This window comes from Alteromonas lipotrueae, from assembly GCF_019249255.1.
GTDB lineage: Bacteria > Pseudomonadota > Gammaproteobacteria > Enterobacterales > Alteromonadaceae > Alteromonas > Alteromonas lipotrueae.
Genome location: NZ_JAESDJ010000001.1, coordinates 341,751 through 365,608, shown reverse-complemented (window position 1 = coordinate 365,608; position 23,858 = coordinate 341,751). Strand labels below are relative to the sequence as shown.

At 43.2% G+C, this 23,858-nt stretch carries 21 protein-coding genes and 1 tRNA gene; 12 read left to right on the top strand and 10 right to left on the bottom strand.

Annotated features, from left to right (window positions below; genetic code table 11):
• Positions 1-101 precede the first annotated feature (101 nt).
• The 5 genes from KYS23_RS01490 to KYS23_RS01470 all read right to left on the bottom strand — a co-directional run bounded on the left by KYS23_RS01490 (position 102) and on the right by KYS23_RS01470 (position 3,592).
• Complete coding sequence (locus KYS23_RS01490; RefSeq protein ID WP_159529074.1) at positions 102-593, bottom strand: PAS domain-containing protein; 492 nt, start codon at positions 591-593, stop codon at positions 102-104.
• Positions 593-1,588, bottom strand: coding sequence for a response regulator (locus KYS23_RS01485; protein ID WP_159529072.1), 996 nt, complete (start codon positions 1,586-1,588; stop codon positions 593-595). The genes KYS23_RS01490 and KYS23_RS01485 overlap by 1 nt, the downstream gene beginning before the upstream one ends.
• Positions 1,589-1,772: 184 nt before the next feature.
• Positions 1,773-2,492, bottom strand: a complete 720-nt coding sequence (locus tag KYS23_RS01480) for an LrgB family protein (protein WP_159529070.1) — start codon at positions 2,490-2,492, stop codon at positions 1,773-1,775.
• Positions 2,485-2,931: a CidA/LrgA family protein gene (locus KYS23_RS01475; protein ID WP_218396280.1), complete on the bottom strand. Its 447-nt coding sequence runs from the start codon at positions 2,929-2,931 to the stop codon at positions 2,485-2,487. Before KYS23_RS01475 ends, KYS23_RS01480 begins: the two co-directional genes overlap by 8 nt.
• A 328-nt stretch (positions 2,932-3,259) precedes the next feature.
• A complete protein-coding gene (locus tag KYS23_RS01470; RefSeq protein ID WP_159529068.1) occupies positions 3,260-3,592 on the bottom strand; it encodes a DUF3718 domain-containing protein in 333 nt (110 codons plus the stop codon).
• Between the two features lie 239 nt (positions 3,593-3,831).
• On the opposite strand from KYS23_RS01470, the gene KYS23_RS01465 reads away from it, so the two are divergent.
• Entirely contained in the window at positions 3,832-4,491 is a 660-nt protein-coding gene (locus tag KYS23_RS01465) for a hypothetical protein (protein WP_159529066.1), read from the top strand.
• A gap of 20 nt (positions 4,492-4,511) precedes the next feature.
• Here KYS23_RS01465 and KYS23_RS01460 read toward each other — a convergent pair whose 3' ends face one another.
• Positions 4,512-4,841: a hypothetical protein gene (locus KYS23_RS01460; RefSeq protein ID WP_159529064.1), complete on the bottom strand. Its 330-nt coding sequence runs from the start codon at positions 4,839-4,841 to the stop codon at positions 4,512-4,514.
• A 286-nt stretch (positions 4,842-5,127) separates the two neighbouring features.
• Positions 5,128-6,000: an MbnP family protein gene (locus KYS23_RS01455; protein WP_246604261.1), complete on the bottom strand. Its 873-nt coding sequence runs from the start codon at positions 5,998-6,000 to the stop codon at positions 5,128-5,130.
• A gap of 254 nt (positions 6,001-6,254) precedes the next feature.
• Between KYS23_RS01455 and KYS23_RS01450 the strand changes: the two genes are divergently transcribed.
• A tRNA-Ile gene (locus KYS23_RS01450) sits at positions 6,255-6,331 on the top strand.
• 88 nt (positions 6,332-6,419) lie between these two features.
• Here the strand turns inward: KYS23_RS01450 and KYS23_RS01445 are convergent.
• The gene (locus KYS23_RS01445) at positions 6,420-7,409 is read right to left on the bottom strand and encodes a LacI family DNA-binding transcriptional regulator (protein WP_159529036.1); all 990 of its coding nucleotides are present in this window, start codon (positions 7,407-7,409) and stop codon (positions 6,420-6,422) included.
• Between the two features lie 155 nt (positions 7,410-7,564).
• On the bottom strand, positions 7,565-10,579 hold the full coding sequence (locus KYS23_RS01440; RefSeq protein WP_218396119.1) for a TonB-dependent receptor: 3,015 nt from the start codon (positions 10,577-10,579) through the stop codon (positions 7,565-7,567).
• A 489-nt stretch (positions 10,580-11,068) separates the two neighbouring features.
• Here KYS23_RS01440 and KYS23_RS01435 point away from each other — a divergent pair, with 489 nt between their 5' ends.
• From KYS23_RS01435 to KYS23_RS01425, 3 genes are read left to right on the top strand one after another with little or no spacing between them, the layout of a single operon-like run.
• Positions 11,069-11,653 carry a gluconate 2-dehydrogenase subunit 3 family protein gene (locus tag KYS23_RS01435; RefSeq protein ID WP_159529032.1) on the top strand — a complete coding sequence of 195 codons (585 nt, stop codon included), beginning with the start codon at positions 11,069-11,071 and terminating at the stop codon, positions 11,651-11,653.
• 18 nt (positions 11,654-11,671) lie between these two features.
• Positions 11,672-13,399, top strand: a complete 1,728-nt coding sequence (locus KYS23_RS01430) for a GMC oxidoreductase (protein WP_218417956.1) — start codon at positions 11,672-11,674, stop codon at positions 13,397-13,399.
• The gene (locus tag KYS23_RS01425; RefSeq protein WP_246604260.1) at positions 13,399-14,319 is read left to right on the top strand and encodes a sugar phosphate isomerase/epimerase family protein; all 921 of its coding nucleotides are present in this window, start codon (positions 13,399-13,401) and stop codon (positions 14,317-14,319) included. The genes KYS23_RS01430 and KYS23_RS01425 overlap by 1 nt, the downstream gene beginning before the upstream one ends.
• Positions 14,320-14,635: 316 nt before the next feature.
• On the opposite strand, the gene KYS23_RS01420 is transcribed toward KYS23_RS01425, so the two are convergent.
• A complete protein-coding gene (locus KYS23_RS01420; RefSeq protein ID WP_159529028.1) occupies positions 14,636-15,136 on the bottom strand; it encodes a nuclear transport factor 2 family protein in 501 nt (166 codons plus the stop codon).
• Between the two features lie 106 nt (positions 15,137-15,242).
• Between KYS23_RS01420 and KYS23_RS01415 the strand changes: the two genes are divergently transcribed.
• From KYS23_RS01415 to KYS23_RS01385, 7 genes are all read left to right on the top strand, one after another.
• The gene (locus tag KYS23_RS01415) at positions 15,243-16,127 is read left to right on the top strand and encodes a LysR family transcriptional regulator (RefSeq protein WP_218417955.1); all 885 of its coding nucleotides are present in this window, start codon (positions 15,243-15,245) and stop codon (positions 16,125-16,127) included.
• A 295-nt stretch (positions 16,128-16,422) separates the two neighbouring features.
• Entirely contained in the window at positions 16,423-19,551 is a 3,129-nt protein-coding gene (locus KYS23_RS01410; RefSeq protein ID WP_218417954.1) for a TonB-dependent receptor, read from the top strand.
• A gap of 189 nt (positions 19,552-19,740) precedes the next feature.
• Positions 19,741-19,935: a hypothetical protein gene (locus KYS23_RS01405; RefSeq protein ID WP_159529022.1), complete on the top strand. Its 195-nt coding sequence runs from the start codon at positions 19,741-19,743 to the stop codon at positions 19,933-19,935.
• A gap of 107 nt (positions 19,936-20,042) precedes the next feature.
• Positions 20,043-20,918 carry a hypothetical protein gene (locus tag KYS23_RS01400; RefSeq protein ID WP_159529020.1) on the top strand — a complete coding sequence of 292 codons (876 nt, stop codon included), beginning with the start codon at positions 20,043-20,045 and terminating at the stop codon, positions 20,916-20,918.
• A gap of 102 nt (positions 20,919-21,020) precedes the next feature.
• Positions 21,021-22,103 carry a patatin-like phospholipase family protein gene (locus KYS23_RS01395; RefSeq protein WP_159529018.1) on the top strand — a complete coding sequence of 361 codons (1,083 nt, stop codon included), beginning with the start codon at positions 21,021-21,023 and terminating at the stop codon, positions 22,101-22,103.
• A 131-nt stretch (positions 22,104-22,234) separates the two neighbouring features.
• Positions 22,235-22,768 (top strand): RNA polymerase sigma factor, encoded by a 534-nt coding sequence (locus KYS23_RS01390; protein ID WP_159529016.1) that lies wholly within the window; start codon positions 22,235-22,237, stop codon positions 22,766-22,768.
• Between the two features lie 72 nt (positions 22,769-22,840).
• A complete protein-coding gene (locus KYS23_RS01385) occupies positions 22,841-23,836 on the top strand; it encodes a FecR family protein (protein WP_218417953.1) in 996 nt (331 codons plus the stop codon).
• The last annotated feature ends 22 nt before the right edge of the window (positions 23,837-23,858 follow it).

Genomic DNA, 23,858 nt, shown 5'->3' with positions numbered 1-23,858 from the left:
TAGTGACTCCGGCAACACGTAGAACTGCGGCCTCGTGTCGATTAACTCGAATAAAAAATGGGGGGTGGTTCGCAAGTTACTTGTGGCGATAAAAGTGAATACTAGCGGGCGAGCTGATTACGCTCTTGTGCTTCCGTCATATGCACCTGTATGGCTTCAAGTTGCTTTTTACCAACCGCAACATCTGTCATGTCGTAAATCATCATACTGATGTATTCAACATTTCCTGTAGCCGATATTAATGGCGACAGTGTGATGTTTTGATACATAAATGACTCACTACCTGTAATCGGCCGGTAGTTAGGAAACTTAAATAAATAAGGGCGCTGTTCCCAGGTCATAAATGCTCTGGTTTTTAGCTCGAATACGGGTTTAGATTTTTGCTTAAACCAGTCTTCTTTAATGGAGGGGAATAATTCAAAAAGCGACTTATCACGAACGTCACTGGGTAACATACCACTATGGCTTTCCATGAAGCCGTTCCAGACTTGAATTTTAAACTGTCGATTTAGCACAACAATGCCAACGTCAACCGTTTGAAGCATATCCATCATCCAATGGAATTCGAGTATATCATCCAATTGCTGGCTCATTAGAAGTCCTCCAACAGGTGGGCAAGTTTCGAATTCATCATTTTCATCGACTCTTCGGTAAATAACAAAATCAAATCACATTGAACATTGTAACCTTCTAAGCCATAGCTTAGCTCGATGGCGAGGGTTCGTTTCCATCTAATCTGATTCATACTGATAATTTCAGTAATGGCTCGGTGCTGCCCTAAAACAATAGGATGACCTTGGCTGAAGTTAACATCCATTTGCACTGCTAGGCCAGTAAGGCAAGTGCCGATAAGAATACTGGCAGCATCCATTAATAGCTCGAGCTGAAGCTGGTCATCTACTTCGCCTTCCACATTGAGAATTTTTGCCACATCTTCAAAGCTCGAATCACTTAAAATACAAATGGCCTCGCCACTGATGCCCGGCCCTATAAAGCCCTGGCAAACGGCGGTAACTTGTTCATGACTTTCGATATCTGAAAGCATCATGTGTAATTCAGAAACTTCAATGAGGTTTACATTGGGGATAGGAAGTCGAACGAAAACGTTCATGATGCGAGCTAAATGATCACCGGCTTGACCCATGGCGATATTCGTTATTTCTTGGTAGCAATCACGGATATCAGGGTCTAAAGGCGCAGCTTCCACAACAGGCTCTGGCTCGCTGCGCAATATGTCAAATTTATCGAGCACTTCAGCAAGGGTTTGAGGCGATACGGGCTTACGAATGAAATCCAATGCCCCCAAAGCCGTTACTCTATCGTAAGCTTCAGGTTGAATATCTCCTGAAATAACAATGACCTTAGTCGACAAGCCTTCTGCTTTAATTGCTTCTAACGTGCCATAGCCATCGAGTATGGGCATGTTCAAATCAAGCAGCAGTAAATCTCCTTTACCTTCTTTAAGCGCGACGAGTGCTTCCTGGCCATTCTTTGCAAAATGTACAGAAACATCCCAGTCCTGAGGTAAACATTTGGCAACTTGTTTTCGAGCGACTAACGAGTCGTCACAGACGAGTACAGAAAACATTGAATAATCTTACCACCTAGCTTTTTGATAACAGTGAAAATTACAATGCGTTGTAATCAACACTGTATCGGCGTTAATACTTCGAACTGAAGCGATAAATTTTGACGGTTCATATATTGACGTGACACGTCGAAACTCACAATAGCACTTTCGAATGAATTGCTTTAATCCATTGTAGTCAAAATTAAAGCGATGGTGAGAGAAAACTAAATATTAATGGCAAAATAATAGCGGTAAATATGCCATTTACGCATAAACCTAGTGTTGCCATGGCTGCCACATCATCACCCATATGTAACGATTTTGCGGTTCCGACTGCGTGTGCAACCGTACCTAGTGCAACGCCTTGAGATTGAGTATCGGTTACCTTAAAAACACGAAAAATACTCGTAGCGGCAATGGCGCCTACAACACCGGTAGTAATAACAAACACGGCTGCAAGAGCAGGAATTCCCCCTATTTGAGCCGATGCTTCCATGGCGAGGGGCGTGGTAATAGATTTGGCTAACATAGTGAGTTGAATGCTAATTGGCGAGTTGAAAACCCAAAGTGCTGCCCATGCCAAAATTGGCGCAACAATTCCTCCTGCCATTATGCTCACCACCAAAGGTAAACCATAGTGACGCAAACGTTGCCATTGTCGGTAAATTGGCAGTGCCAACGCAACCGTTACAGGGCCTAACAACCAATGTAACAAGCCAGCAGATTGCTGGTAATGGGCCATAGCAGTATTGGAAAAATACACAACCAATCCCACACTTAGCGCCGTAAAAATAAGGGGGTGAGAAATCGGGTAACGGTAGTATTTGCGATTTATAGCTAACCCAACCCAATAAAAAAGTAGCGTGATGGCAAGCCAAACCACACCCGAAAGCGTAGCGGCATTTTTAATAGCCTCAATCATTGTCACTTCCCTTTTTTACTTCCCGTTGCTCGGTGACTTGTTCGGCTGCATCTTTCTTAGCAGGTACTTGCGAAAGGTGTGCATGGCGTGAGGACAGTAGTTTTTCTGCTATTTTAGCGCTAATCCCCAAGCTTATGCAGGTAGTGATAATTATCGCGATACCAATGGCCCACCCGTTTTGTGCTATTTCACTCCAATATGCACTAACGCCAAGAACCGCAGGTACAAATAGTACCGACATATGACGTAGTAAGGGGGAAGCGGCACGTGCCACAAGAGGTTCGGCCGTCGGAACGATAAAAAGTACGGCCAGAAGAATGAGCAAGCCAGTAAGTGCACCTGGCAGTGGTAAACCTGTTGAGGAAGACAGCCACGTACCGAGGTAATAACACCCAAGTACTAATGTCGCGCCAGTTATCCAATTTCGCGTTCCAGCCATCACACTTCTTGTTCTCCCGAAAACACAGTAAGTTAGTAGAAAAAGCACTTACTTCTTAGCGAAAACAGTCTATCGGCTGAACGAATATGACGCTAGTAAGACATTGGTCTTTATCGAAGTTTTTCTTTCCAAGCAGAATTAGGCAGAAGAAGACAGAAACAGGCAGACTCATGCGTAAGCGGTTCATGCTAGGAGGTTGGTGCGTAAAGGAATAAGCGTGTATTTGATGATTTGTGCTCCCCCTTTAAATAAAAAAAGAGCTGCTGAAAAGCAGCAGCTCCAAATCCAGGGATATAAAATTCGATCAAACAGTCTAATTTTCTTGCCGTTAACGTTTTGCCGTTAAGACAGATTTATCAGCGTTCACTCTGCGAGCAAGATAGTCGCCTGTTGACGTCGCGTTATGCGACTGAGCGAAAGAAAGCATATCTTCGCCATTACACACTAATCCTTTGTGCAAATTTCTATAACTAATACGACTGCGTTTAACTGCTTTATGCAATGCTAAGCGATTATCTTCTTTTATCGCTTCACAAACTGCTACAAGGTCTTGTTCAGTACTTTCAGGATACCCATTTGCATTGGCTAGGCTTGCAGATAATGCAAGTGTAATTCCAAGACCAAACAAAGCAGGTAATCTAACGTGGCGTGACATATCCATATCAAGTTCCTCAAATGAGATTAGTTAAATGATGCGTCGACAACTACTTTTGTCTTCGCGAGCATAAACTAGTGAAAAAATATGACATTCGCGCTATAAAAAGGTTAAAGCTCTGTTACGTGAGACCAAGCGATAAACCGACGATAAAAGCCGATAACTAACCACGCTAAAACGCTTACTGGTCGCGGGTTATACACACTTTGATACAAGTTATTCAGTCATTTGACACGGAGGTAATCATGTTAGAACAGCAAAAGTACCATCATATTAGAGAACAAATGCGCCCAGGCGATATTATCGCTTTTGGCGGAAACAGCCTTTTTTCTCGCTGGACAAAGTTAACCACCCGCTCAGCGGTTACTCACATTGCTATTGTTATGCAAACCAAAATGCGTGACGAAGCGTCGGGCCGATACTTTAATCAAGTTATGGAAGCCACCGTTTATGGCGGTAAAAAAGGCGTCATGACTAACCGCTTAAGTGAACGGGTGCATACCTACGACGGCGACATGTGGTGGCTGCCGTTAGGTGAATCCGCTCGCAGTATGTTCGAGCAAAACAAACGGGACTTTTTTAATTTTATGTTTGCTCAAGAAGGGAAGGCCTATGACGTACTACAACTTTTTGGTTCAGCTGTAGACGCGCTAGATAGTCACCCTATTTTAGGAAGCATTAGCTACAACCAAGAAGACTTCAGTAGTTGGTTTTGTTCCGAGTTAATTGCCGAAGGGCTGGAAACCGCAGGTGTTATCAATAGCGTTAACGCATCAGAAGTCACGCCAGTAGATATTTGTCGATTTTCAATATTTGAACAGCGGTATGTGCAACTTAAAGGAGAAGCACGGCCAATAGCGGGGTTTAATACACAGCTAGCAGATAACTGGGGTCAGGTTTGCTGACCCCACGTTATTTCTTATAACTAGAAAATGCTATCTTGATGGATTTTGATGAACATACTGGTACCGATTTTTGTGTAATCGATTTTATATTCTTTTCCATTTAGGGTTTGAATAAACACTAAGGTTTTTTCATCGCCGAACACGTCGCTTGTCGTAATATCAACAAGTTCCATATCCATCATTTTAGCATCACGCTTATTTTCAGGGATTTTCCCTTCATATTGCTTGATGCCTTTATAAGTAACGATAATGGGCGGATGTTCGTCGCCGTTCGTTACTAACAAATCTAACTTTCGAATTTTATGGATAATGGTATTTCTACCGCTTATCAGGAAGGCCTTCTCTGTCATTCTTATCTCCGCGCCAGTTCGCCTTGTTCAGGAATCATTTATTTTTCTTAAGATAGCAAATTTTGACACTATGTGCACAGCATAACCTATTGGCGATAGGTTATTATCTCTGCTTAAAGTATAAGCATAAATTCACGTTCACGCGTATAAAAGCATCTATCATTGATTAAAAATATACTATTTAGCATGGCTGATACTTACGTCATCCATACGCTGGCATCATTATGACCCGCGAACCTCTGCCTCTCTAGTATCCGAAAGTCTATAATAAACCGTTAGTGCGCGTTTAATCCCACTTTATCCATGGTCTATTCAGCAAGTTACGTAACAATTGCTTGCATGGTTGTGTTTCAGGGTTCCCGAATTCACAGCTATCTGCCTCTAAAAGGTCGACCTGAGCCAAAATGTTGGATACTGAGATCTCAAGTGTCAGTTCGCTGTCGAGCTGTGTCATCGGTAAAATGAATTCTACCCTGTTAGTATAAGCACAAGATGCTTCAGGCGCTGCATCGACAGATTCAGACACACAATTAGCACTGCCCAAATGATATTGCCACTGTTTATCATTTGACCCCGCGTGAGATAAATCTAAGCGCAAGAAACGATGCCCCGACTGTTTGTTTAAAAACATGCTGGTATCACTTAACGGTGATGCTTGAGCTAGAGGGTCGGTATGGTTTACATCAAAGGGAAGCCCCATTGTGAACCTAAGGTTAGTCGCCAGTTTTAATAGACCTTCCGATACATCTAGAACGATTTTATTATTTGCATTTTGTGGCGCGCTACACAACGTATGAAACTTTAATAAGGCAGTAGATTGGGTTTGCCACTGCGTTTGCTTAAATGATACTCGCTGCCATTTACCGTCAATACGCACTTCAGGTTTGGTTAAGTAGAAGCCAAAGTAATCTAGTTGCCATTTTGTAGGCCCTACTTTTACCATTAATGGGCATGCGCCATTTTCGATGCCCGTGAGCGTAAATGGGATTTCGCCCACTTCTCGTTCACTCAAGCCCAGCTTGTCGCAGCCCGACAACCCTAAAATAATCGCTAATATGACACCTAAACGCCCGTGCATTTTCATTTCTATCTGTACTTCCTGTTTGAATTTAATCTGCGAGGGCCTTCGCCCAGTGGCGTTAATAAATAAACGACCCATTGCTAAGGATCCCCGTTGCTAAGGATCATAGTGCGGCTAATAAGGCTGGCTCGTCAAGGATTGAGGTTGCCGTGCAAGGTAAAGAAGGCGATAAGAATGCAAATTCGTCACAAATGTAGGTAAAGCTGAACAAAAATAAAGCAAACTGTTCACAAAGCCTAACCCTAGGCGTGACAAGGCAAATAAAACTGCTTATACTTGCGCTCGCTTTTCATTGATACGTTTCACGTTTTCAACCAAGCGATTTCAAATATGGCCCCATAGCTCAGTTGGTTAGAGCATCCGACTCATAATCGGCAGGTCCCCTGTTCAAGTCAGGGTGGGGCCACCATTTTTCTATATACACCTTCACCACCGTGTGCATAACCAAACACGATGTAAATCTGATTATCATTTACTAATAACGAACAACCTCACGTTTATTTCAAAGCGCTGGTGCTATCTCTAATGATGATTTCATAGGGAAGAATATATTCGGAAAAGCTGGGCTGTCTCCCTTCAATTATGCGAAACAAAAGTTCGGCGGCTTTTTCTCCCATCTCAACTGCGGGTTGCCTTATTGTAGTCAACGACGGATCGCAATAACTCGACACATCAAGATCGTCAAATCCTGTTATTGATATATCCTCAGGTATTCTAAGACCTTGCTCTTTAATCCCCTTCATTGCGCCTATCGCCATTTGATCATTTGCGCAAAAAATAGCTGTTGGCCTATCTTCCATTTTAAGAATATGGCGCACCGCATTTAACCCAGACCAATACTTAAAATCGCCTTCTACTACTAAGTTTTCTTCGTAGCTTAGGCCTGCTTTTTCTAGCGCTTGGCGATATCCTTGAACCCTTTCCTTCGAATGAGCGTTATCTCGAAGCCCCGAAATCACGCCTATTCGTTTATGGCCTAGATTAATGAGGTATTGCACCATTTTTTGCGCCGCATCAATATTATCGATACGAACAGATAAATAGGGCGTGCCCTCGCAGCCAGCAGCATTTATCGCTTTAACGTCTTTCATAGGCAGCAACGCATTTTTAGAATGTGGCGTAAGTTGAATAAGCCCATCAGCTTGTCGGGTTTCCACTAACCGAATAAACTCTTCTTCTCGGTTCATGTTGTCTCGAGTATCCCCCAACAGCACATTATAGCCATGCTTGGCAGCAGTATCTTCAACACCGCTTATAAGCGTCGCAAAAAATAGATTGGCGATATCAGGCACCAGCACCACTATGGTATTGGTTCGCTGCAAGCGGAACTTCTGTGCCGATAAATTAGGTCGATATTGAAGTTTCTCTATAGCCTTATTGACTCGTAAAAGGCTTTGTTTTGAAACCATCTCAGGGTTACTTATTGCGCGCGAAACTGTCGCTATTGATAAACCAGATTCCCTAGAAACGTCTCGGATGGTCGCCATAGTATTTTGATACTTATTGTTATTAACATGGAGGTGATTAAAAGAGTGCTACGGTGTGAAATATCAGATACCTGAAAATCATACTAACTTTCCCTTTCTGCCAAGTGTAATTCATGGGGAGTACAAAACGTACCCCCCAACAATGATTAGCTAAATTAGAACTTGGCGCGAACGCCTACTATGTATCTTGTTTCATAGTAATTTTGAAAGGCATACTGATCTTCCCATTGCAGGTAATAATCTTCGTATTCCCCAGTAATATTAGAGCCCTGCGCATAGACAGACATGTTCTCTGTAATGTCGTAGCTGGCAGAAATATCTACGTATGAGGTCGGCGCTTGAAATAGGTTAAGTGCTCCCCACCCGCCTTGGCCAGCTAGTCTTTCACTACGATAATTATAAGCAATACGCGCTTCGAACCTGTCTCCCTGATACCAACCAATAACGTTGAACTGACGTTCTGAGTTATCGGTGAACATGTTCTCTTCACCATAAATATCGGTACCTGCACCTTCGCTAGGCGAGTAAGTGAAGTTCGTGTCTATACCAAAACTAGCGAGTAATGAATCAGGTTCAACTATGTCGCTAAATGCTACTTTAGCGCCAAGTTCGAAGCCTTCAAGTGTTCCACCATCTCCCTGCACCAAGGTAGTTATAGGCACGCTTCTTCTTACAATGCCATCAGCATCTGGCATTTCCATATCTACCGTTTCATTCACAGTAAAACTGTCTATATCAACACGGAAAACAGCGGCACTCACCATACTCGCCTGACCGACGTACCATTCTAGTGACAAATCGTAGTTGGTAGAGCGCCATGGATCGAGTTGAGGATTACCCGCAAGACTTCCACCGGTAACAATGAACTGACCTTGCGTAGGGCTGCCTTCAACTGAATCAAGTGCATTGCTAAGTGCTAAACCTTCACCGTACTGGTTTAGATTTAATGGCGTCATATTTTCAGAGTAAGCAAATCGGGCAATTACGTTGTCAGTAATGCGGTAGGCCAAATTCAATGAGGGTAAAACATCGGTATATTCATTGTCTGAAAGCACATCGCCTACATCAATGGCTGTGGCGCTATACGGTAAATTATCACCGGCAATATTTTGCTTAACAGACAAGTCTGTTTCGATAACTCGTACGCCTACATTACCTGTTAATAAACCATCTAAGCCTTCAAAGTTAGCTTGTAGAAAATAACTCAGCTCTGCCACATCTGCATTGAAGCTGGAACCTGGCACAATTTCTCGGGTTGATTGGCCAAATACGCGATTGTGAAAAGCTTCTGGATCATCATAGTCAGCGGGGTCTACTGCCCATACGGTAGGTATGCCCGACACTGGCCCAAAGTCTGAGACTTGAATAACGTTGTTGTTCTGATCTAACGGAATATTTTCTAACGCGGCATAAGGCATAAATTGACCATCAACAACTTCACCGTCTGAACACGATGGAGCATTTGCACCAAGCAATACATCGGTCGCTTTCCACTGGGCTAAGCAACCTGCAGTTTGCACCGGTGAAAATAGATGATAGCGCTCATAATCGGCACTTCGCTTCCCATAACGGATCCCCGCTTCAATACTAGTAACGAAACCACTTTCAAAGAGATACTTACCTTTCATACTGAAGGCATTAATGTCGCCGTTTGCGTTTTCATTATTCTCAGAGCTATACGCGCCCACATTGTAGCTTCCCAGATTCCCCATATAATCGGCTATTGTCGCGCCATCGCCTAACCCACCAGCAAGAGAACGGTCGAAGCCACTCCATACAGGATGTTCACCGGTTGTATCGTAGGTAAGGTGCGGGTTTTCACTGTAACCTAACGCATTAATCGCTTGTAGGCAGCCGCCTTGATCGCCGACTACCTCATCCTCTGGTCTGCACTTATCCGCTGGCACTAGATTCGTCGTACGACCAAGCGTAGTTTGGCCGTTAGTCATATCACCTTCGTTATAACCGTGACGATGCTCCTGTGACGCTCTGCCTACGATTGCTCTAAACTGACCAGTAAATGCGCCACCATTATCGTAATCTAGCTGCAAATTTATATTCGTCGAGCTATTGTTATAAACGTCATTTTGCGTGAAAGACTTCATTCGCGAGGGGTAAAGCTCTGCTTGCTGCCAAGCGTACATTTCGCCACCATCAATCATTGCGCCCGTAGCTCGCTCTTCGGTTGGTTCAAACCAACCTCTAGGGCCCCACTTGTTGGTCGCGCTTAATCCTACTTTTCGGTTGTATTCTTCTTGCTCTGTGTAAAATACATCAGCGGTAAATATGAAACCTTCTCCTAAATCGACCTGGGTAGAGGAGTTTATCCCTATCCGTTCTCGTTCAGTACCTTGATTCCATGCAGAAAAGCCTTGTGCCCCAAGGATCACTCTTCCTTCTCGGCCTGCTACTCCGATATCATCGGCACTAGTTCGGTCAGTCCAACCAGCGTCGCCAGGGTTTGCTGTGTTTAAACCATTATAAGAATTCGCTAAATTCACATTGGCATAGGTACCGGAAAGCATGAAGCCAACTTTCCCGTTTTGCCAGTTATAAAGTGCTGATAAGTTCGGATCATTTGAGGTTGTTTCATCGCCTCGCTGAACCTCTGCTGCACCACTGAATGTTGAACCTTCCTCGAAATCAAATGGACGATAAGTTTTAAGATTCACCGTGCCGGTGATACCCGCATTTCCAAGGTTCGCAGTGGCATTTTTAAATACATCGGCACCACGAAATAAGGGAGAAGGAATATCACTGAAGTTAGGTTGAGTAGATACTACTGAGTTTGCGCCAAGGTACTGCTCACCATTTAGCTGAGTGACAACTTGAGGTAAACCGCGAATGTTAAGCGAACCTCCCTCACCAGCTGTGCGTCGAATTTGAACGCCTGAAATACGTTGCAGTGAATCAGTAATGGTGACATCCGGTAATTTACCGATATCTGTCGCGGCGATAGAGTCGACCACCGTTGCAGCATGCCGTTTGGCAAAAATGGAAGCCTCTTGAGAACCTCTAATACCGCTAACATTAATGACTTCTATATCGTCAAGTTCATCAGATGTCTCAGTTTCCTGGGCTGATGCCGTATAACTTTGTGTTGCAGCTAGAACGCACAATGCTAGTGCGGTTCGTTTGAATCCGTGATGGTGTTTTAAACTGTCTCTCATCTTTCATCCCTTTTAGCGTGATGGCAATATTTCATGAGTCAATGACGTCTAGCGCCACCACAAATGAAACCGTTTTCAGTGATGAAAATGTAAATCAGTAAAAGACACTTTTCAACAACAATTCATTTACATGGATTTGTTTAATTATTTTCTTAAAACCCTCAAAAATATTACAATAATTGTTAATATTCAGATAGATAAAATTAAAACACCTAAACAATTACAATTATAAAAAGTTCATCTATTACGATAAAACGCACATAAACAACGACAAGCAACTTTACATTTATGTTACACAAATATCATCAAAGCAACTCACCCAGAATAAAAATAACATATAAATATCAATAGCTTAAAATATAATTACAATGTAACAACCTTAAAATCTTGAAACCGGTTACATCAGGATGTAAATTAACAAATAAATCCAAATGAATTTACAGCATTTGAAAGTATCCAATACCTCTCAATTAAATATGTGAGACTAAGATGAACCGTAGAGACTTGATCAAAAACCTTGCAACGATATGCGGTGTAGCGGCTGCCAACTCAATGGTCAGTATGCCTGCACTTGCATCTGCCAAAGCATTTGGTGAAAAGCAAAGTGGAAAATCGCCAACGCTTTTCAGCGGAGATAACCTCGCGATACTTCGCCAAATTTGTGCGCTAACCATTCCTGCAACGGACACCCCAGGAGCAGCAGAAGTAAATTGTCACCTCTTTATCGACCATCAGCTAAGCACTGTGTACTCGTCTGAACAACAGCAATCTGCAATTAACGTCATGTCAGCGATTGATTTGGCAAGCGAAGAAATAAACAAACAATCGTTCGTTAACGCAGATAAAACGTCACAGTTGGCGTTGCTTTCTATGTTGGAAGCCAGCAAGGCACCATTTAGTGAAACGCTAAGGTCTGATTTCAAAACCATCAAGGGCTTAATCGTTTTTGGGTACTACACATCTCAAATAGGCGCAACTAAAGAGCTGACCTATCTCGCCGTTCCCGGCGGGTTCAAAGGCTCAGTGCCCTTAACTGCTGTGGGCAGTGCGTTCAGTTCGAAAGCCTACTATTAAGATACGGAAGTCTCAATTATGAATAAAGAAACCTATATTGAAGAATCATCAGAAACCTACGATGCCATTGTTATTGGCTCTGGAATTACCGGTGGGTGGGCAGCTAAAGAGCTCACTGAGAAAGGATTTAAGACGCTTATTATCGAGCGAGGTCGTATTGTAGAGCATCGTAAAGATTACATTAGCGAAGGTAAGCCGCCGTGGGAATATGCTAACCGAACAAAAGTGGATAAGGAACTTGTTGACGAGCAGTTCGCTATTCAAAAGCAGTGTTACGCTTTTCATGATGGTACAAAGCAATTTTTTGGCAATGATAAAGACTATCCCTACACCACCAAAACAGGCACTGAATTTAGCTGGATAAGAGCCAATCAGCTAGGCGGAAAGTCACTGCTTTGGCATCGCCAATCTTATCGTATGAGCCCTTTCGACTTTGAGGCGAATAAACTGGACGGACATGGTAACGATTGGCCAATCAGATATAATGATCTGGCGCCTTGGTATGAGTACGTTGAAAAGTTTGTAGGCATCAGCGGAACATCAGAAAATCTTCCACAGCTGCCAGATAGTGTGTTTCAGCCGCCGTTTGAAATGACTAAGCCAGAGAAAGATTTCGCCGCAAAAATGGCAGACGCTGAACCTGACAAGCCGGTTATCATCAGTCGATGCGCACACTTAACCAGGCCTGAGAAAGTTCATGTCGACTTGGGAAGAATGCAATGCATGGCAAGAAACGAATGCCAAAAAGGCTGTTCGTTTGGCGCCTATTTTTCTACTCAAAGCGCGACGTTACCCGCCGCCGCTAAAACAGGTAACCTATTTATTGCCCCGAACAGCGTTGTAGAAAGCCTTATCTACGACGACACCACAAATCGGGTAAAGGGTGTGCGTGTAATAGATAACGACACACTCAAACAACGAGAGTATTTCGGCAAGATTGTCTTCCTATGTGCATCAACACTAGGTTCTACTCAAATCATGTTGAACAGTACCTCAAAAACATTTCCAAAAGGCATTGCCAATAGCTCTGGTGTATTGGGGCAGTATTTGATGGATCATAATTACAATGCCCTTGTTACAGCCAGTATTGATGGGTACGAACAAGAGTATTACACCGGAAGGCGGCCAGCCTCTTTATACGTTCCCAACTTTCACTATGAACCCAGCCGCTACCATGAAAAGTTCAAACGGGGCTTTGCATTGGCGGGATCAGCATCTCGTGAAGACTGGCAATCTATGGGAACCAGAGACGGCTTTGGCGCAAGTTTCAAAAATATGCTTCACAACCCAGGTAAATGGGGAATTGGCCTGCAAGCCCAAGGTGAAATGCTTCCGCGCCAAGATAACCAAGTTACCCTCCACTCGTCGAAGAAGGACAAGTGGGGTATTCCTCAACTGCATATTAACTGTCAGTGGTCGGAAAACGAAAACCTTATGATGCAAAGTGCATTAGAAGTAGCGTCTTCCATGATGGAAAAAGCAGGGTTTCACAATATTCAAAAACGTATCTTGGGGCAACCGCCAGGGCTAGCGATTCACGAAGTGGGAACGGCTAGAATGGGGCGCGACCCAAAAGATTCGGTTTTAAACGGGTTCAATCAATCTCACGATGTACCCAACCTATTTGTAACCGATGGGGCCAGCTTCTGCTCAACTGGCGTAGGAAATCCATCACTTACCTTTATGGCCATGACAGCACGAGCAGTCGACTATGCTGTTAAAGAAGTTAAATCAGGACGACTCTAATGATATTAAGAAAAAAATACATTTCTTCCATCATGATGCCCTTCGTACTTTGTGCTACTGCCATGATGGCTGGGTGCAACAACGACAGCACTATGAATACTAAAACCGAGAATACTGGACAGCAGATGGAGAGCAAACAGCTAAACGCCACCCTCAATGCGCCCCAAATTAGTGTACAGCTTTGGTCTGTGAAAGATGCGCTTAAACAAGACTTTAAAGGTACACTCGAACAAGTGGCAGATTTAGGGTTTGATGGAGTGGAGTTTGCGGGCGATTTTGGCCCCTATGACAACGATCCAGCCGCTTTAAAAAACTACCTTTCATCCATTGGGCTAGCGCCAAGTGGTGCGCATGTGTCTGCCGAACTACTTAATAATAATTTTGATGAAATCGTTCAATTTTATACAGCGCTGGGCGTTACCGATCTCATTATTCCTTGGGATGATCGTGCATTTAATGACGATGATGTAACAGAATTCGTTAGTGAGTTGTCGCGCTTGTCAGAAAAATTAGCCCCTAAAGGAATGAGAGTTGGGTTTCATAATCACGCCGAAGAATGGGCCTCGTATGAAGACACCACGTTTTTTGATTTTATTGCGAATAACACACCTAAGTCGGTGATTCTTCAGCAAGATGTAGGTTGGACAATTCACGCAGACAAAGACCCTATCGCTTTTGTAAAGAGGTACCCAGGCAGAACGATTACCACGCATTTTAAATCTGACGTAGAAGAGGGCAGTAATTTACGCCCAATCATCGGTGAAGATGGTATTAGCTGGTCTGCAATTTACAAAGCGACGGTGGTTAGCGGCGGTGCAAAATGGATTGTTATTGAACAAGAAGAATATCCTGACAACCTATCGCCAATGGAAGCACTTTCTAAATCAAAATCTGGGTTTGATAAGGTTATTTCAGAGTAATCTTAGTCACAATATCGATGCGGTGCTTCAGCCGTTTGGAAGCCGAGTTTTGATATAGGATTTAAGAATAAAAAAAACCACTAAAGCGACAAAGCCAGTCACCCCTGGCTTTGTTTCTCTTAAAACGTCCCATAGTCTCTTTCAAATTTTTATCACACTTTTAAGGCTAATGCGCCAGCTGAAACCCCGGCCTGTTACTTTCGCCATTCAAGCAAGACTATCAGTTAAATGTATTGATGGGTGACGAACACTTAAACAGATGTAAAGTATGCCACGTGGCATATCGAGCTAATAGAACGTAGTTGTTTTACACTAATTATTGCTTGGCATGATAAGCGTTAGAAACTGCAAAGCTGTCTTCAAACCAGTTCCAGCTCTTTACTTTCCCATCTTCAACGTGAACGCGTACCGCCCAGCTGAATTTGCCCGTATCTACGCCAGATTCATTTGCAATAGCACTCATGCTGCCCATAAATACCGCTTGGTCACCATTTACAAAGCTGAAATCCGTAGACCAACTTGTTACTTTCAAACCTGCGCCGAAACGAGGAAGAAAAGTATTTAAAACCTTATCTTTTGAGTCCCACTTGCCAATCCAAGGAATACCCGCGTCACCTTCGTTGTGCCAAACAAAGTCATCTGCCATGAGTGCCTGAAGTTTTTCCATATCGCCAGAGCCTGCTGCCCAAAGGAATGCTTGCGCAATTTCTAACGTCTTAGCTGAATCAACTGACTCTGTCTCCTGTGCCGAAACAGACGTTAGATGGAAAAAAGCTAGCAAGCTTACGAGACCGATTAATAGACTTTTCTTAAACATTTTTGCTCCTGATTATCAGTTTTAAAGTTCAATGTGTTGGTGAGACAACTATACCTGTGCTAAATTTTCGGTAAATTCGCTAATCAAACACATTTGGTATGCAAAAATGCACAACATAAGATGGGGAGACCTGCAGTATGTTCTGGCGGTGGCTAACGAAGGGTCGCTGTCTGCAGCCGCTCGCTCACTTGGGGTGAACCACAGTACCGTATTGCGAAGGCTTGACGCGTTTGAATACCGCCATAAGTTACAGGTCTTTCATAAACTTTCTACCGGATACAAATTAACTGTTGAAGGCCAGAAGTTGCTTGAATCGGCGCTTGCTGTGCAAAACACCGTGAAAGAATTAGAGCATAAGATTTTCGGGCAGGAAATGAAGCTGGAAGGCACGCTAAGATTAACTACAACCGATGCCTTATCTCGCTTAATTTTAGGTAAGCATCTTGCTATTTTTCATCAACGTTATCCGAAAATTCAATTAGAACTTAGTCTGACATCTCGTCAATTAGACATTTCACACTTAGATGCAGATGTTGCAATTCGCCCTGCTGTTGAACTGCCTGAAGACTTGATTGGCACCAAGCTGTGCAAACTCGCATTTGGGGTTTATGGAGCCCCTGATTATATTGATAGCCTCCAAGGTAAACATCCTCTTGAATCTGCATCCTGGCTCGTGATGCATCAAGGCAATGCATCTAGTCAAATTTCAGAACTCATCTCAAAAGAAAAGATAGTCATGAAAGCCGACTCTTTTGAGCCTTTGTTGATAGCAGCTGAAAACAAGTTGGGGCTTGCCTATCTCCCCTGTTTCATGGGGGAAGGAACGGGAAAATTACAAAAAGTAAACATAGAAATAAATCACCAAAGTACTGATCTTTGGATGATGACCCATAAAGATCTAGAAAACGCTGCTAGGGTAAAAGCGCTTTTCAACTTTATACAAGAAGCCATGAGGTCGGATTTCAACCGATTAGCCGGCTTTACTAACTAGCACGTATTTCCTCTCATGTATTGTAGGTTTAACGCACTTCAACGTAGCCATTGAGTAAATATGTGTAAAGCACGTAAAAACACGTAAAAGCCATTGACCAAAACTCCCTCAAGAAGCTCAAATAATCTTTTATTTCATATAGTTATGTAAAGGCAGATTTACACAAATGAAATAAAGATGAAATAAAAATAGCCAACAATTGCGCTACCTCAGGCAACCGCAATACGACATGCTCAAATAAGCATGCGTGGCTAGCTGAGCACTCAAACCAAACTTTATTTAGAACGGGAAATACATGAACAATACAACTCAGTTCAATCGCATCGCGATGGCTGTGGCGTTGTCTATTGGCGTTGCAACAACAGCCGTTGCAGCCACTGGTCAATCATCAGCTATGCGCGGCACCATATTAGGTCCTCAAGGTAATCCCGCAGCAGGTAGTTCAATTACCATTATTCATCAACCTTCAGGAACGATAAAAGAGACCACCGTAAATGAAGAAGGCGCATTCTCAGCACGAGGTTTACGTGTTGGTGGCCCTTATATGATTATCGTAGAGTCACAAAAGTTCCAAAGTCGTGTTATTGAAGATGTATATTTAGAACTGAACGACACATTCGAGCTTGATACTGCCCTTGAATCTGCCTCTGATATGGAGCGTGTAACAGTAACGGGTACCCGCGACTTTTTCTCAAACAACGGTTCAAATTCAGTATTTGGTGAATCGGCTATTGAGAACATGCCCACCTTTAACCGAGATATAAAAGATATTGTTCGTTCAAACCCGTTAGCGGTGGTAAGTGCCGATGGTGAAGAATTAAGTATTGCCGGCTCTAACCCTAAATATAATACTTTCACCGTTGATGGCGTAGGCGTTAACGACACCTTCCGCCTACAAAGTAACGGTTACCCTACGTCACGCCCCCCAGTGTCTTTAGATGCTATTGGCCAAGTGTCTGTTGAGTTTACGCCCTTTACCGCCCGCGCAGGTAAATTTGGCGGTGGTAACGTGAACGTGGTGACCAAATCAGGTACCAATGAATTTCACGGTACGGCATTCTATGAAGAAGTGCCTTTCTCTGGCACCGCAAAAGACACCAAACTTTACAACACGGAATATGACGTCGATAACGATGAATCGTCCTACGGTTTCACTCTTGGTGGTCCATTAATAAAAGACAAACTTTTCTTCTTTGGCTCCTATGAAAAATGGGAAGAAGAAATCGATACCGGCTTTAACTCTTCAGCCTACCCTACAGAGCTCGTAAGCGCGGCAGAAGACGTGATTACTGCCCTTAGCGATACCTACGGCCTTGAAGATTCAATAGCGGGCGCGCCTGATGCAGACGAAGATGAAAAATACCTCATTAAATTAGACTGGAACATCAATAACGATCACCGCGCAGACTTTACTTATAGCTATCAGGAAAATACCGCGGCACAAAACTACAACGATGATTCAGAAACTATTCGCCTAACTTCAAACACTTGGACATTGGCGCAGAAAAATACTTACTATACTGCCCATGTCTATTCCGATTGGACAAATAACCTTCAAACAGAAGTCAACCTTTCATATAAAGAGTTTGAGCAAGCATCTGTTACCGCTTCTGATTGGGGTGAAATCAACATAGATACTGCCACGGGTACAGATAGTGGCTACAGCGTAGTGGCTGGGGTTGATGAAAACCGCCATGCAAATGTGCTTGAAAACGAAGTGTGGAACTTTGCATTGCATGCTACTTACTTAGCTGGCGATATCGAATATAAGTTTGGTACTGAAATAGAAAACACGTGGAACTACAACCTGTATGGTCGTGATTCTTTAGGCACCTGGTATTTTGACGATACTGAGGCATTCGCTAATCAGGAAATCTCTTATTTCGAATATGCCAACGCGTATACAAATGATGTTCAAGACCTTGCCTATGACGTTGAAAGTACGGTTTACTCACTTTACGGTGATGCTACTTATGAAGTGTTTGACGACTTTACGGTAACCGCAGGCCTTCGCTACGAGTACCTTACCGTTGAAGACTCACCACAACTAAACAGCAACTTCGCTAGCACCTATGGCTTTGCGAATACTGAAAATCTAGATGGCTTCGATATTTTCCTTCCACGCGTAAGCTTTAATTGGGATATCAACGACGACTTAACCCTTCGGGGTGGTGCTGGCCGCTTCTACGGTGGTATGCCACTGGTTTGGATATCTAACGCTTACACCACCGATGGTGTAACCAACGACTCAGTAACCTTTTCTAGCCTTGACGCAAGCTCGGTAGACTTCACATCAGTTCCTACAGAAGCCCAAAGTGCGTTAATGCAAGGTGCGGGAAGCACGAACTCAATCGATCCAAATTTTGAACTGCCCTCTGACTGGCGCTATCAAATTGCGGCCGACTACACGTTCGACATCCCTACCCTTGGCGACAACTTCGCGTGGACAACTGAGTTAACCTACGTTGACCGCGAAAATTCGGCTTATTGGGAAGACTTATCGCGTATCGATAATGGTAACAGTACCCCAGATGGCCGTATTATTTGGGACAATGTTTATGACGGTACTGAATATGAAGACAACTATGATATTCAATTAACCAACTCGGATGACGGCGGCCGTAGCATTCTGTTTACCACTGCGTTAGCTAAACAATGGGATAACGGCATAAGCCTAAATACATCCTATACCCACCAAGATATTACTGAGGTTAACCCAGGTACAAGCTCAACGGCTGAGTCGAACTACCAGTATGAAGTAACGGTTAATCGTAACGACCCTACCGTGGGCACCGCGTACTATGAAACCAAACACCGTTTTTTAGTGAACCTTGGTTACACTCACGAATTTTTTCAGGGCTATAACACTAACTTCAACTTATTCTTTGAACGCCGCTCTGGTCAGCCTTTCTCTTGGGTACTAGGTTCATATCAAGACGGCGGCTTGGGTGATCAGTCTGCGTTTGATGATTCAGATGTGTACCTTCCTTATATTCCATCAGGCGCCAATGATACGGCGGTAGATTTCACAAGTGGCCTTAGCTACGACGAAATTATGGCGATTGCTGAGCAAGCAGGTGTCGCTGGAAGCGCTGGCGGATATGTTGGAAAGTACTCGTCAACTCAACCTTGGATCACCACAGTAGATTTAGCTATTTCGCAAGAAATTCCAGGATTTGTTGAAGGCCACAAAGGTCGTATTTATTTGAATATCGATAACTTTGCTAACCTGTTAAACAGTGACTGGGGTAAAGTGTATGAAATGACTTATCCTCAGCAAATACTGTTTGATTACGACATCAACGATGCGGGCCAATATGTTTATTCTGAGGCATACGGCGGCACAGACACCAGCAACTATGACTCGTTTGATGAAGAGCAATCTACATGGCGAATTAAGGTAGGCGTGAAGTATACCTTCTAATTTTTAAATAAGTATATTCATCAGGACAAAGCCAGCTGCATTTAGCTGGCTTTTTTATTTCAGTATTAATGACGCATTTAATATGCTGAGTTTAGCGTCAAAAAAAGTTGGCAAGCTATTTGTAAGTTCACGGGCAGGTATTGAATAAAAGAGTGCGTAACACGCACTGAACAACGAGATTTTGACACTATGCGCCTACCGACGAAACAACTAATCAGTAAAATTGAAACACTATCTAATGATTTGTCTCATGACCAGCTCTCCAACTTTCTTGATATCATTAACGCGATGACTGCACTAGTCGAAGAGGCTAGCGAGTTGAGCAGTAATGACGACGTACCCAAATCAATTAATCCCGCTGCTTACAGCTCAATCATGCATTAACTATGTCGTCGTACATAAAAGGAAATAGCGCACTATGTATTTAAAAAATAGTGAAATAGGTTTACCCTTCTAGGCATAACAATTAAGAGTAACCAACTTTTCTCAATATGCGCTTTTTCTCCTTTTCGGTCGCTTTCTTTCTCAGCCTATTTAATTCAGGGTTGGTTAATGGAGACGTTATTAACACATCATCAATAACGCTTCATACTGACGATCACAATTTAACGAGCAGAATTAATCAACCGCATTCCCCCTTTTCCGCAAGTGTGGATACGGCGCAATTATTGGTTGATGCCATAGGCTACGATAAGCCTATTTTAGAAGTCTCACTCAAACGTTCATTCCAACAGATAGAGAATGGCGAATCGGTTTGTGTTATCAACAAGATAAAATCAGCCGAGCGAGAAAAGAAGTACACCATTTCTTTGCCACTTAACTTCTTTCAAACGCAACAACTATATCAGCTTTCCTCACTGCCGCCTTTGGCTCCAGAGCTACTAAACGAGAATGGCGAAATAGTCAGCATTCATAGAGTACTAGAGGCGTTTAAAGCCTCAGCCATTGTGCTACCAGAAACTTATTCTTATGGTGAGCGGGTAGATGATGACTTAAGTAAAATAGACGACAAACAAATTATAACCTTAAGCAACCCTACATTTTTCTCGAGTTTCACGAAGATTATTGCTGCTGGCAAAGCTGATTTCGCCCTTATATTCCCCGTGTCTTTGTATCAATCATTCGGCGACACTAAGCCTATTAAGATGAGAAGTTACGCTATTGCGAACAACCCAAAATTCGTTTCTGGGCACGTTATCTGCGGTAAGACACCTGAGGCGCTTGCCTTTATTGAGAAAGTAAACGCGGCGATAAAAAGTATTTACGCCAACCCAATTTTTATCGAAGTGCATACGAAATATCTCCCTGCAAATACGAGACAGATAGTCGAGCAAGCAATACACCAACAGGTAGCTAACATTCTGTAGGTTTTTTCCTATCACACCGATTCATTCTTTCAATTTTCGGCACTTTAATGTTGACCGTATACTTGGCTAAATCAACCTAACAGATTTAATCAGGTAACCGAAATGAATTCCTCTGCTGCGCCCACGTCCTTTCCTCTTTATGCCACCAAGCGCCCTAAACTTGCGCTTATCGCTGAAGGTGGTGGGCAGCGAGGGATCTTTACAGCAGGCGTATTAGATGCTTGGCTTGAAGCTGGTTACGACCCTTTCGATATGTTTATTGGTACATCAGCTGGTTCACAAAATTTGACCAGTTTTCTGGCGCGGCAAAAAGGTTATGCGAAACGTTTAATTCGGGGCTTATCGCGGCATAAGCGATTCTTCCAATTAGGCCGTGGTTTAATGGGAAAGCATATTGTCGATTTGGATTGGTACTTTGAAAAAACGAAAGAAGCGAACCGCATTTTAGATTTCAAGGCCGCGAAAGAAAGCTTGGGGGAGAGAGAGTTATTAATTACCGCTACAAACTCTCGCGATCGTAAGCCTTATTTTTTAAGCCCCAAAGGCAGTGGTAATCAATGGCGAGAACTATTGAAAGCCTCTAGCGCTTTACCCTTTTTATACAAACAAGGTGTAAAGCTTACTACTGAATACAACGCGGTTTCGGTTAGCGAGAACAAAGCGAATACACTTCCTCAAGCACAACCTGAATCAGACTATTACCTTGATGGCGGCTTGGGTGCACCTTTACCAGTGCGAGAAGCTTACGAACGAGGAGCAAGAAAAATAGTCGTTATACGTACTGGCGATGTGAATTTTCAAGCTCAATCGGCATGGCTGCACAAATTAAAATCATTGGTGTGCGCAACGGGTCATTGTCCAAAAACAATTAACTACCTGGTACAGCATGAGCAAGCGTACCAGCAAGAGTTAGCGTTTATCGCAAACCCACCAGCGGATGTGGAAATTATTCAAATTTTTGCAGGCACTAAATTACACAGTAAATTACTGGGCAGTGCGGATAGCGATCTTCGTCACGATTATAAAGTAGGTGTAATGGCTGGAAGACGTTACTTAATGCAGCAATTAGCTCCCAAGCCTGCTCCGCTTAATGTCGATAAGAGAAATAACATACCTGATGTAGCCAGCGCACTTCATAGCGCATCCGCAATAGCTCAAAATGAACAACACAAGCTATCTGCGTAGTCAAAGATTTGTGATGTTTGCAATGAGTGTGGCACCATAAATCTGGTATTTAGGTAACTTATAGGTCGTCACAACAATGAAATATATGTGCAATACAATGTGTTAAATTATTTGTATATATACGTTATTTTGTGACGCTACCGCCAAATAAAACAGACTGGAAAATATTATCGACAGACGACGGCTTTGAACGCTATAACGCGTTAAGAGCGTTTATTCGTGGGCTTACCAACGATAATGCAGTTGCTGATGACGTGTTGCAAGAAACCCTACTTAGAACCAGCAAAAGCGCTCAATACTCAGAACTAGACAATCCGCTCGCCTATATGATTACGGTGGCGAAGTCAGTCCTCTACGATCATCAACGCAAAAAGCTCCCTCTCTCGGTAGATTGGCAATCCGAAGAGCTTGAAGCCGCAAATGACAGCCCTGAAAAGAGCTACCACAATGCGCAAAAGCTTGCCTTTATCGAAACCGTACTGTCTGATATGACACCGCTGCGTCGCGAGGTTTTTATACTACGTAGAGTAGATGGATTGAGCCGCGATGAGATAGCCAACACATTAAATTTAAGTGTAGAGGCTGTCAAAAAACATCTCACCCGCGCCATGGTAGAGCTTACGTTAAAATTGGAAGCGTCAGGTTGGGTAGAAAAAAATCACTAAACCCACTCATTAGTGTCCCCACTTTAGGCGACAAACACTCTACTAATAGGTAGACGGGTAACAGAGGCATAGATGGAACAACAAAAGCATTTAGACCAGGCTGCTGATTGGTTTGATCGCTTCGACGAGTTAGACGAAAAAGGCAAAATCGCCTTATCAGCTTGGTTAAGTGAAGAGCAACATCAAATTGCATTTCAACGTATCGCACAAGCATTTGGGCAGCCGGAGGTTGCAATGGCAGCCATCAACGTTGCGGCTAACCGTTGTGATGATACTAGCTTGAAGAACGATAACGCAGCGAACAAAAAGCCTCGCCCCACCTATGTTAGCTATTGGGCTATGGCGGCAAGCTTTGTTACTGTTGCCGTTCTTGTCGCGTATTTAAGACTAAGCCAACCAACGCCTTCACCCGAAATCGTTGACAATGCCGTGCCATTATTAACACAAACCATGCAGCTAGCCTCCTCAAAAGCTCAGCGTATATCTCAGGTACTCAACGACGGCTCTGCGGTGCATTTAAATGGCGACTCACAATTAAGCGTTAACCATAATGCCACCTTCAGAGAAGTGAATTTACGTAAAGGGCAGGCCTATTTTGATGTGGCTCACGAGCCATCTAGGCCATTTATAGTTAACATCGATAAAGTGAAAGTACACGTAGTCGGCACCGCTTTTGATATAGATAAACTTTCTGACAAAACGGTGATCCGTGTATACGACGGTATTGTGAAGATTATTGCAGACAAAACCCATACTCTCATCAAAGGTGAAGGTATTGTTTTAGAGAATAACCTTTGGAGCCAGACCTTTAGATTGACGGATGATCAACTACCAGCATGGCGAAGTGGCTGGTTAGATATTTACAATGAACCACTTTATCTGGCGGTAGAGCGCTTCTCTCGTTATTTGCAAAAGCCTGTAGAAATTAACGTTGATAAAGATGCTTTACTAACAGGACGATTCAACTTATCCGAACCTGAAGCAGCATTACAACTGTTAGCCAGCGCACAAGGTCTAACGTTAGAAGAGCATCAAGATCGCTTTGTTTTAACCGATACTGCTCGCTGATGTTATGCAGATAAACGATGCG

Bases quoted from the DNA above. Each gene is read 5' to 3' on its own strand.
- KYS23_RS01490 (WP_159529074.1), bottom strand. From the start codon at position 593: ATGAGCCAGCAATTGGATGATATACTCGAATTCCATTGGATGATGGAT.
- KYS23_RS01485 (WP_159529072.1), bottom strand. From the start codon at position 1,588: ATGTTTTCTGTACTCGTCTGTGACGACTCGTTAGTCGCTCGAAAACAA.
- KYS23_RS01480 (WP_159529070.1), bottom strand. From the start codon at position 2,492: ATGATTGAGGCTATTAAAAATGCCGCTACGCTTTCGGGTGTGGTTTGG.
- KYS23_RS01475 (WP_218396280.1), bottom strand. From the start codon at position 2,931: ATGGCTGGAACGCGAAATTGGATAACTGGCGCGACATTAGTACTTGGG.
- KYS23_RS01470 (WP_159529068.1), bottom strand. From the start codon at position 3,592: ATGGATATGTCACGCCACGTTAGATTACCTGCTTTGTTTGGTCTTGGA.
- KYS23_RS01465 (WP_159529066.1), top strand. From the start codon at position 3,832: ATGTTAGAACAGCAAAAGTACCATCATATTAGAGAACAAATGCGCCCA.
- KYS23_RS01460 (WP_159529064.1), bottom strand. From the start codon at position 4,841: ATGACAGAGAAGGCCTTCCTGATAAGCGGTAGAAATACCATTATCCAT.
- KYS23_RS01455 (WP_246604261.1), bottom strand. From the start codon at position 6,000: ATGGGTCGTTTATTTATTAACGCCACTGGGCGAAGGCCCTCGCAGATT.
- KYS23_RS01445 (WP_159529036.1), bottom strand. From the start codon at position 7,409: ATGGCGACCATCCGAGACGTTTCTAGGGAATCTGGTTTATCAATAGCG.
- KYS23_RS01440 (WP_218396119.1), bottom strand. From the start codon at position 10,579: ATGAGAGACAGTTTAAAACACCATCACGGATTCAAACGAACCGCACTA.
- KYS23_RS01435 (WP_159529032.1), top strand. From the start codon at position 11,069: ATGAACCGTAGAGACTTGATCAAAAACCTTGCAACGATATGCGGTGTA.
- KYS23_RS01430 (WP_218417956.1), top strand. From the start codon at position 11,672: ATGAATAAAGAAACCTATATTGAAGAATCATCAGAAACCTACGATGCC.
- KYS23_RS01425 (WP_246604260.1), top strand. From the start codon at position 13,399: ATGATATTAAGAAAAAAATACATTTCTTCCATCATGATGCCCTTCGTA.
- KYS23_RS01420 (WP_159529028.1), bottom strand. From the start codon at position 15,136: ATGTTTAAGAAAAGTCTATTAATCGGTCTCGTAAGCTTGCTAGCTTTT.
- KYS23_RS01415 (WP_218417955.1), top strand. From the start codon at position 15,243: ATGCACAACATAAGATGGGGAGACCTGCAGTATGTTCTGGCGGTGGCT.
- KYS23_RS01410 (WP_218417954.1), top strand. From the start codon at position 16,423: ATGAACAATACAACTCAGTTCAATCGCATCGCGATGGCTGTGGCGTTG.
- KYS23_RS01405 (WP_159529022.1), top strand. From the start codon at position 19,741: ATGCGCCTACCGACGAAACAACTAATCAGTAAAATTGAAACACTATCT.
- KYS23_RS01400 (WP_159529020.1), top strand. From the start codon at position 20,043: ATGCGCTTTTTCTCCTTTTCGGTCGCTTTCTTTCTCAGCCTATTTAAT.
- KYS23_RS01395 (WP_159529018.1), top strand. From the start codon at position 21,021: ATGAATTCCTCTGCTGCGCCCACGTCCTTTCCTCTTTATGCCACCAAG.
- KYS23_RS01385 (WP_218417953.1), top strand. From the start codon at position 22,841: ATGGAACAACAAAAGCATTTAGACCAGGCTGCTGATTGGTTTGATCGC.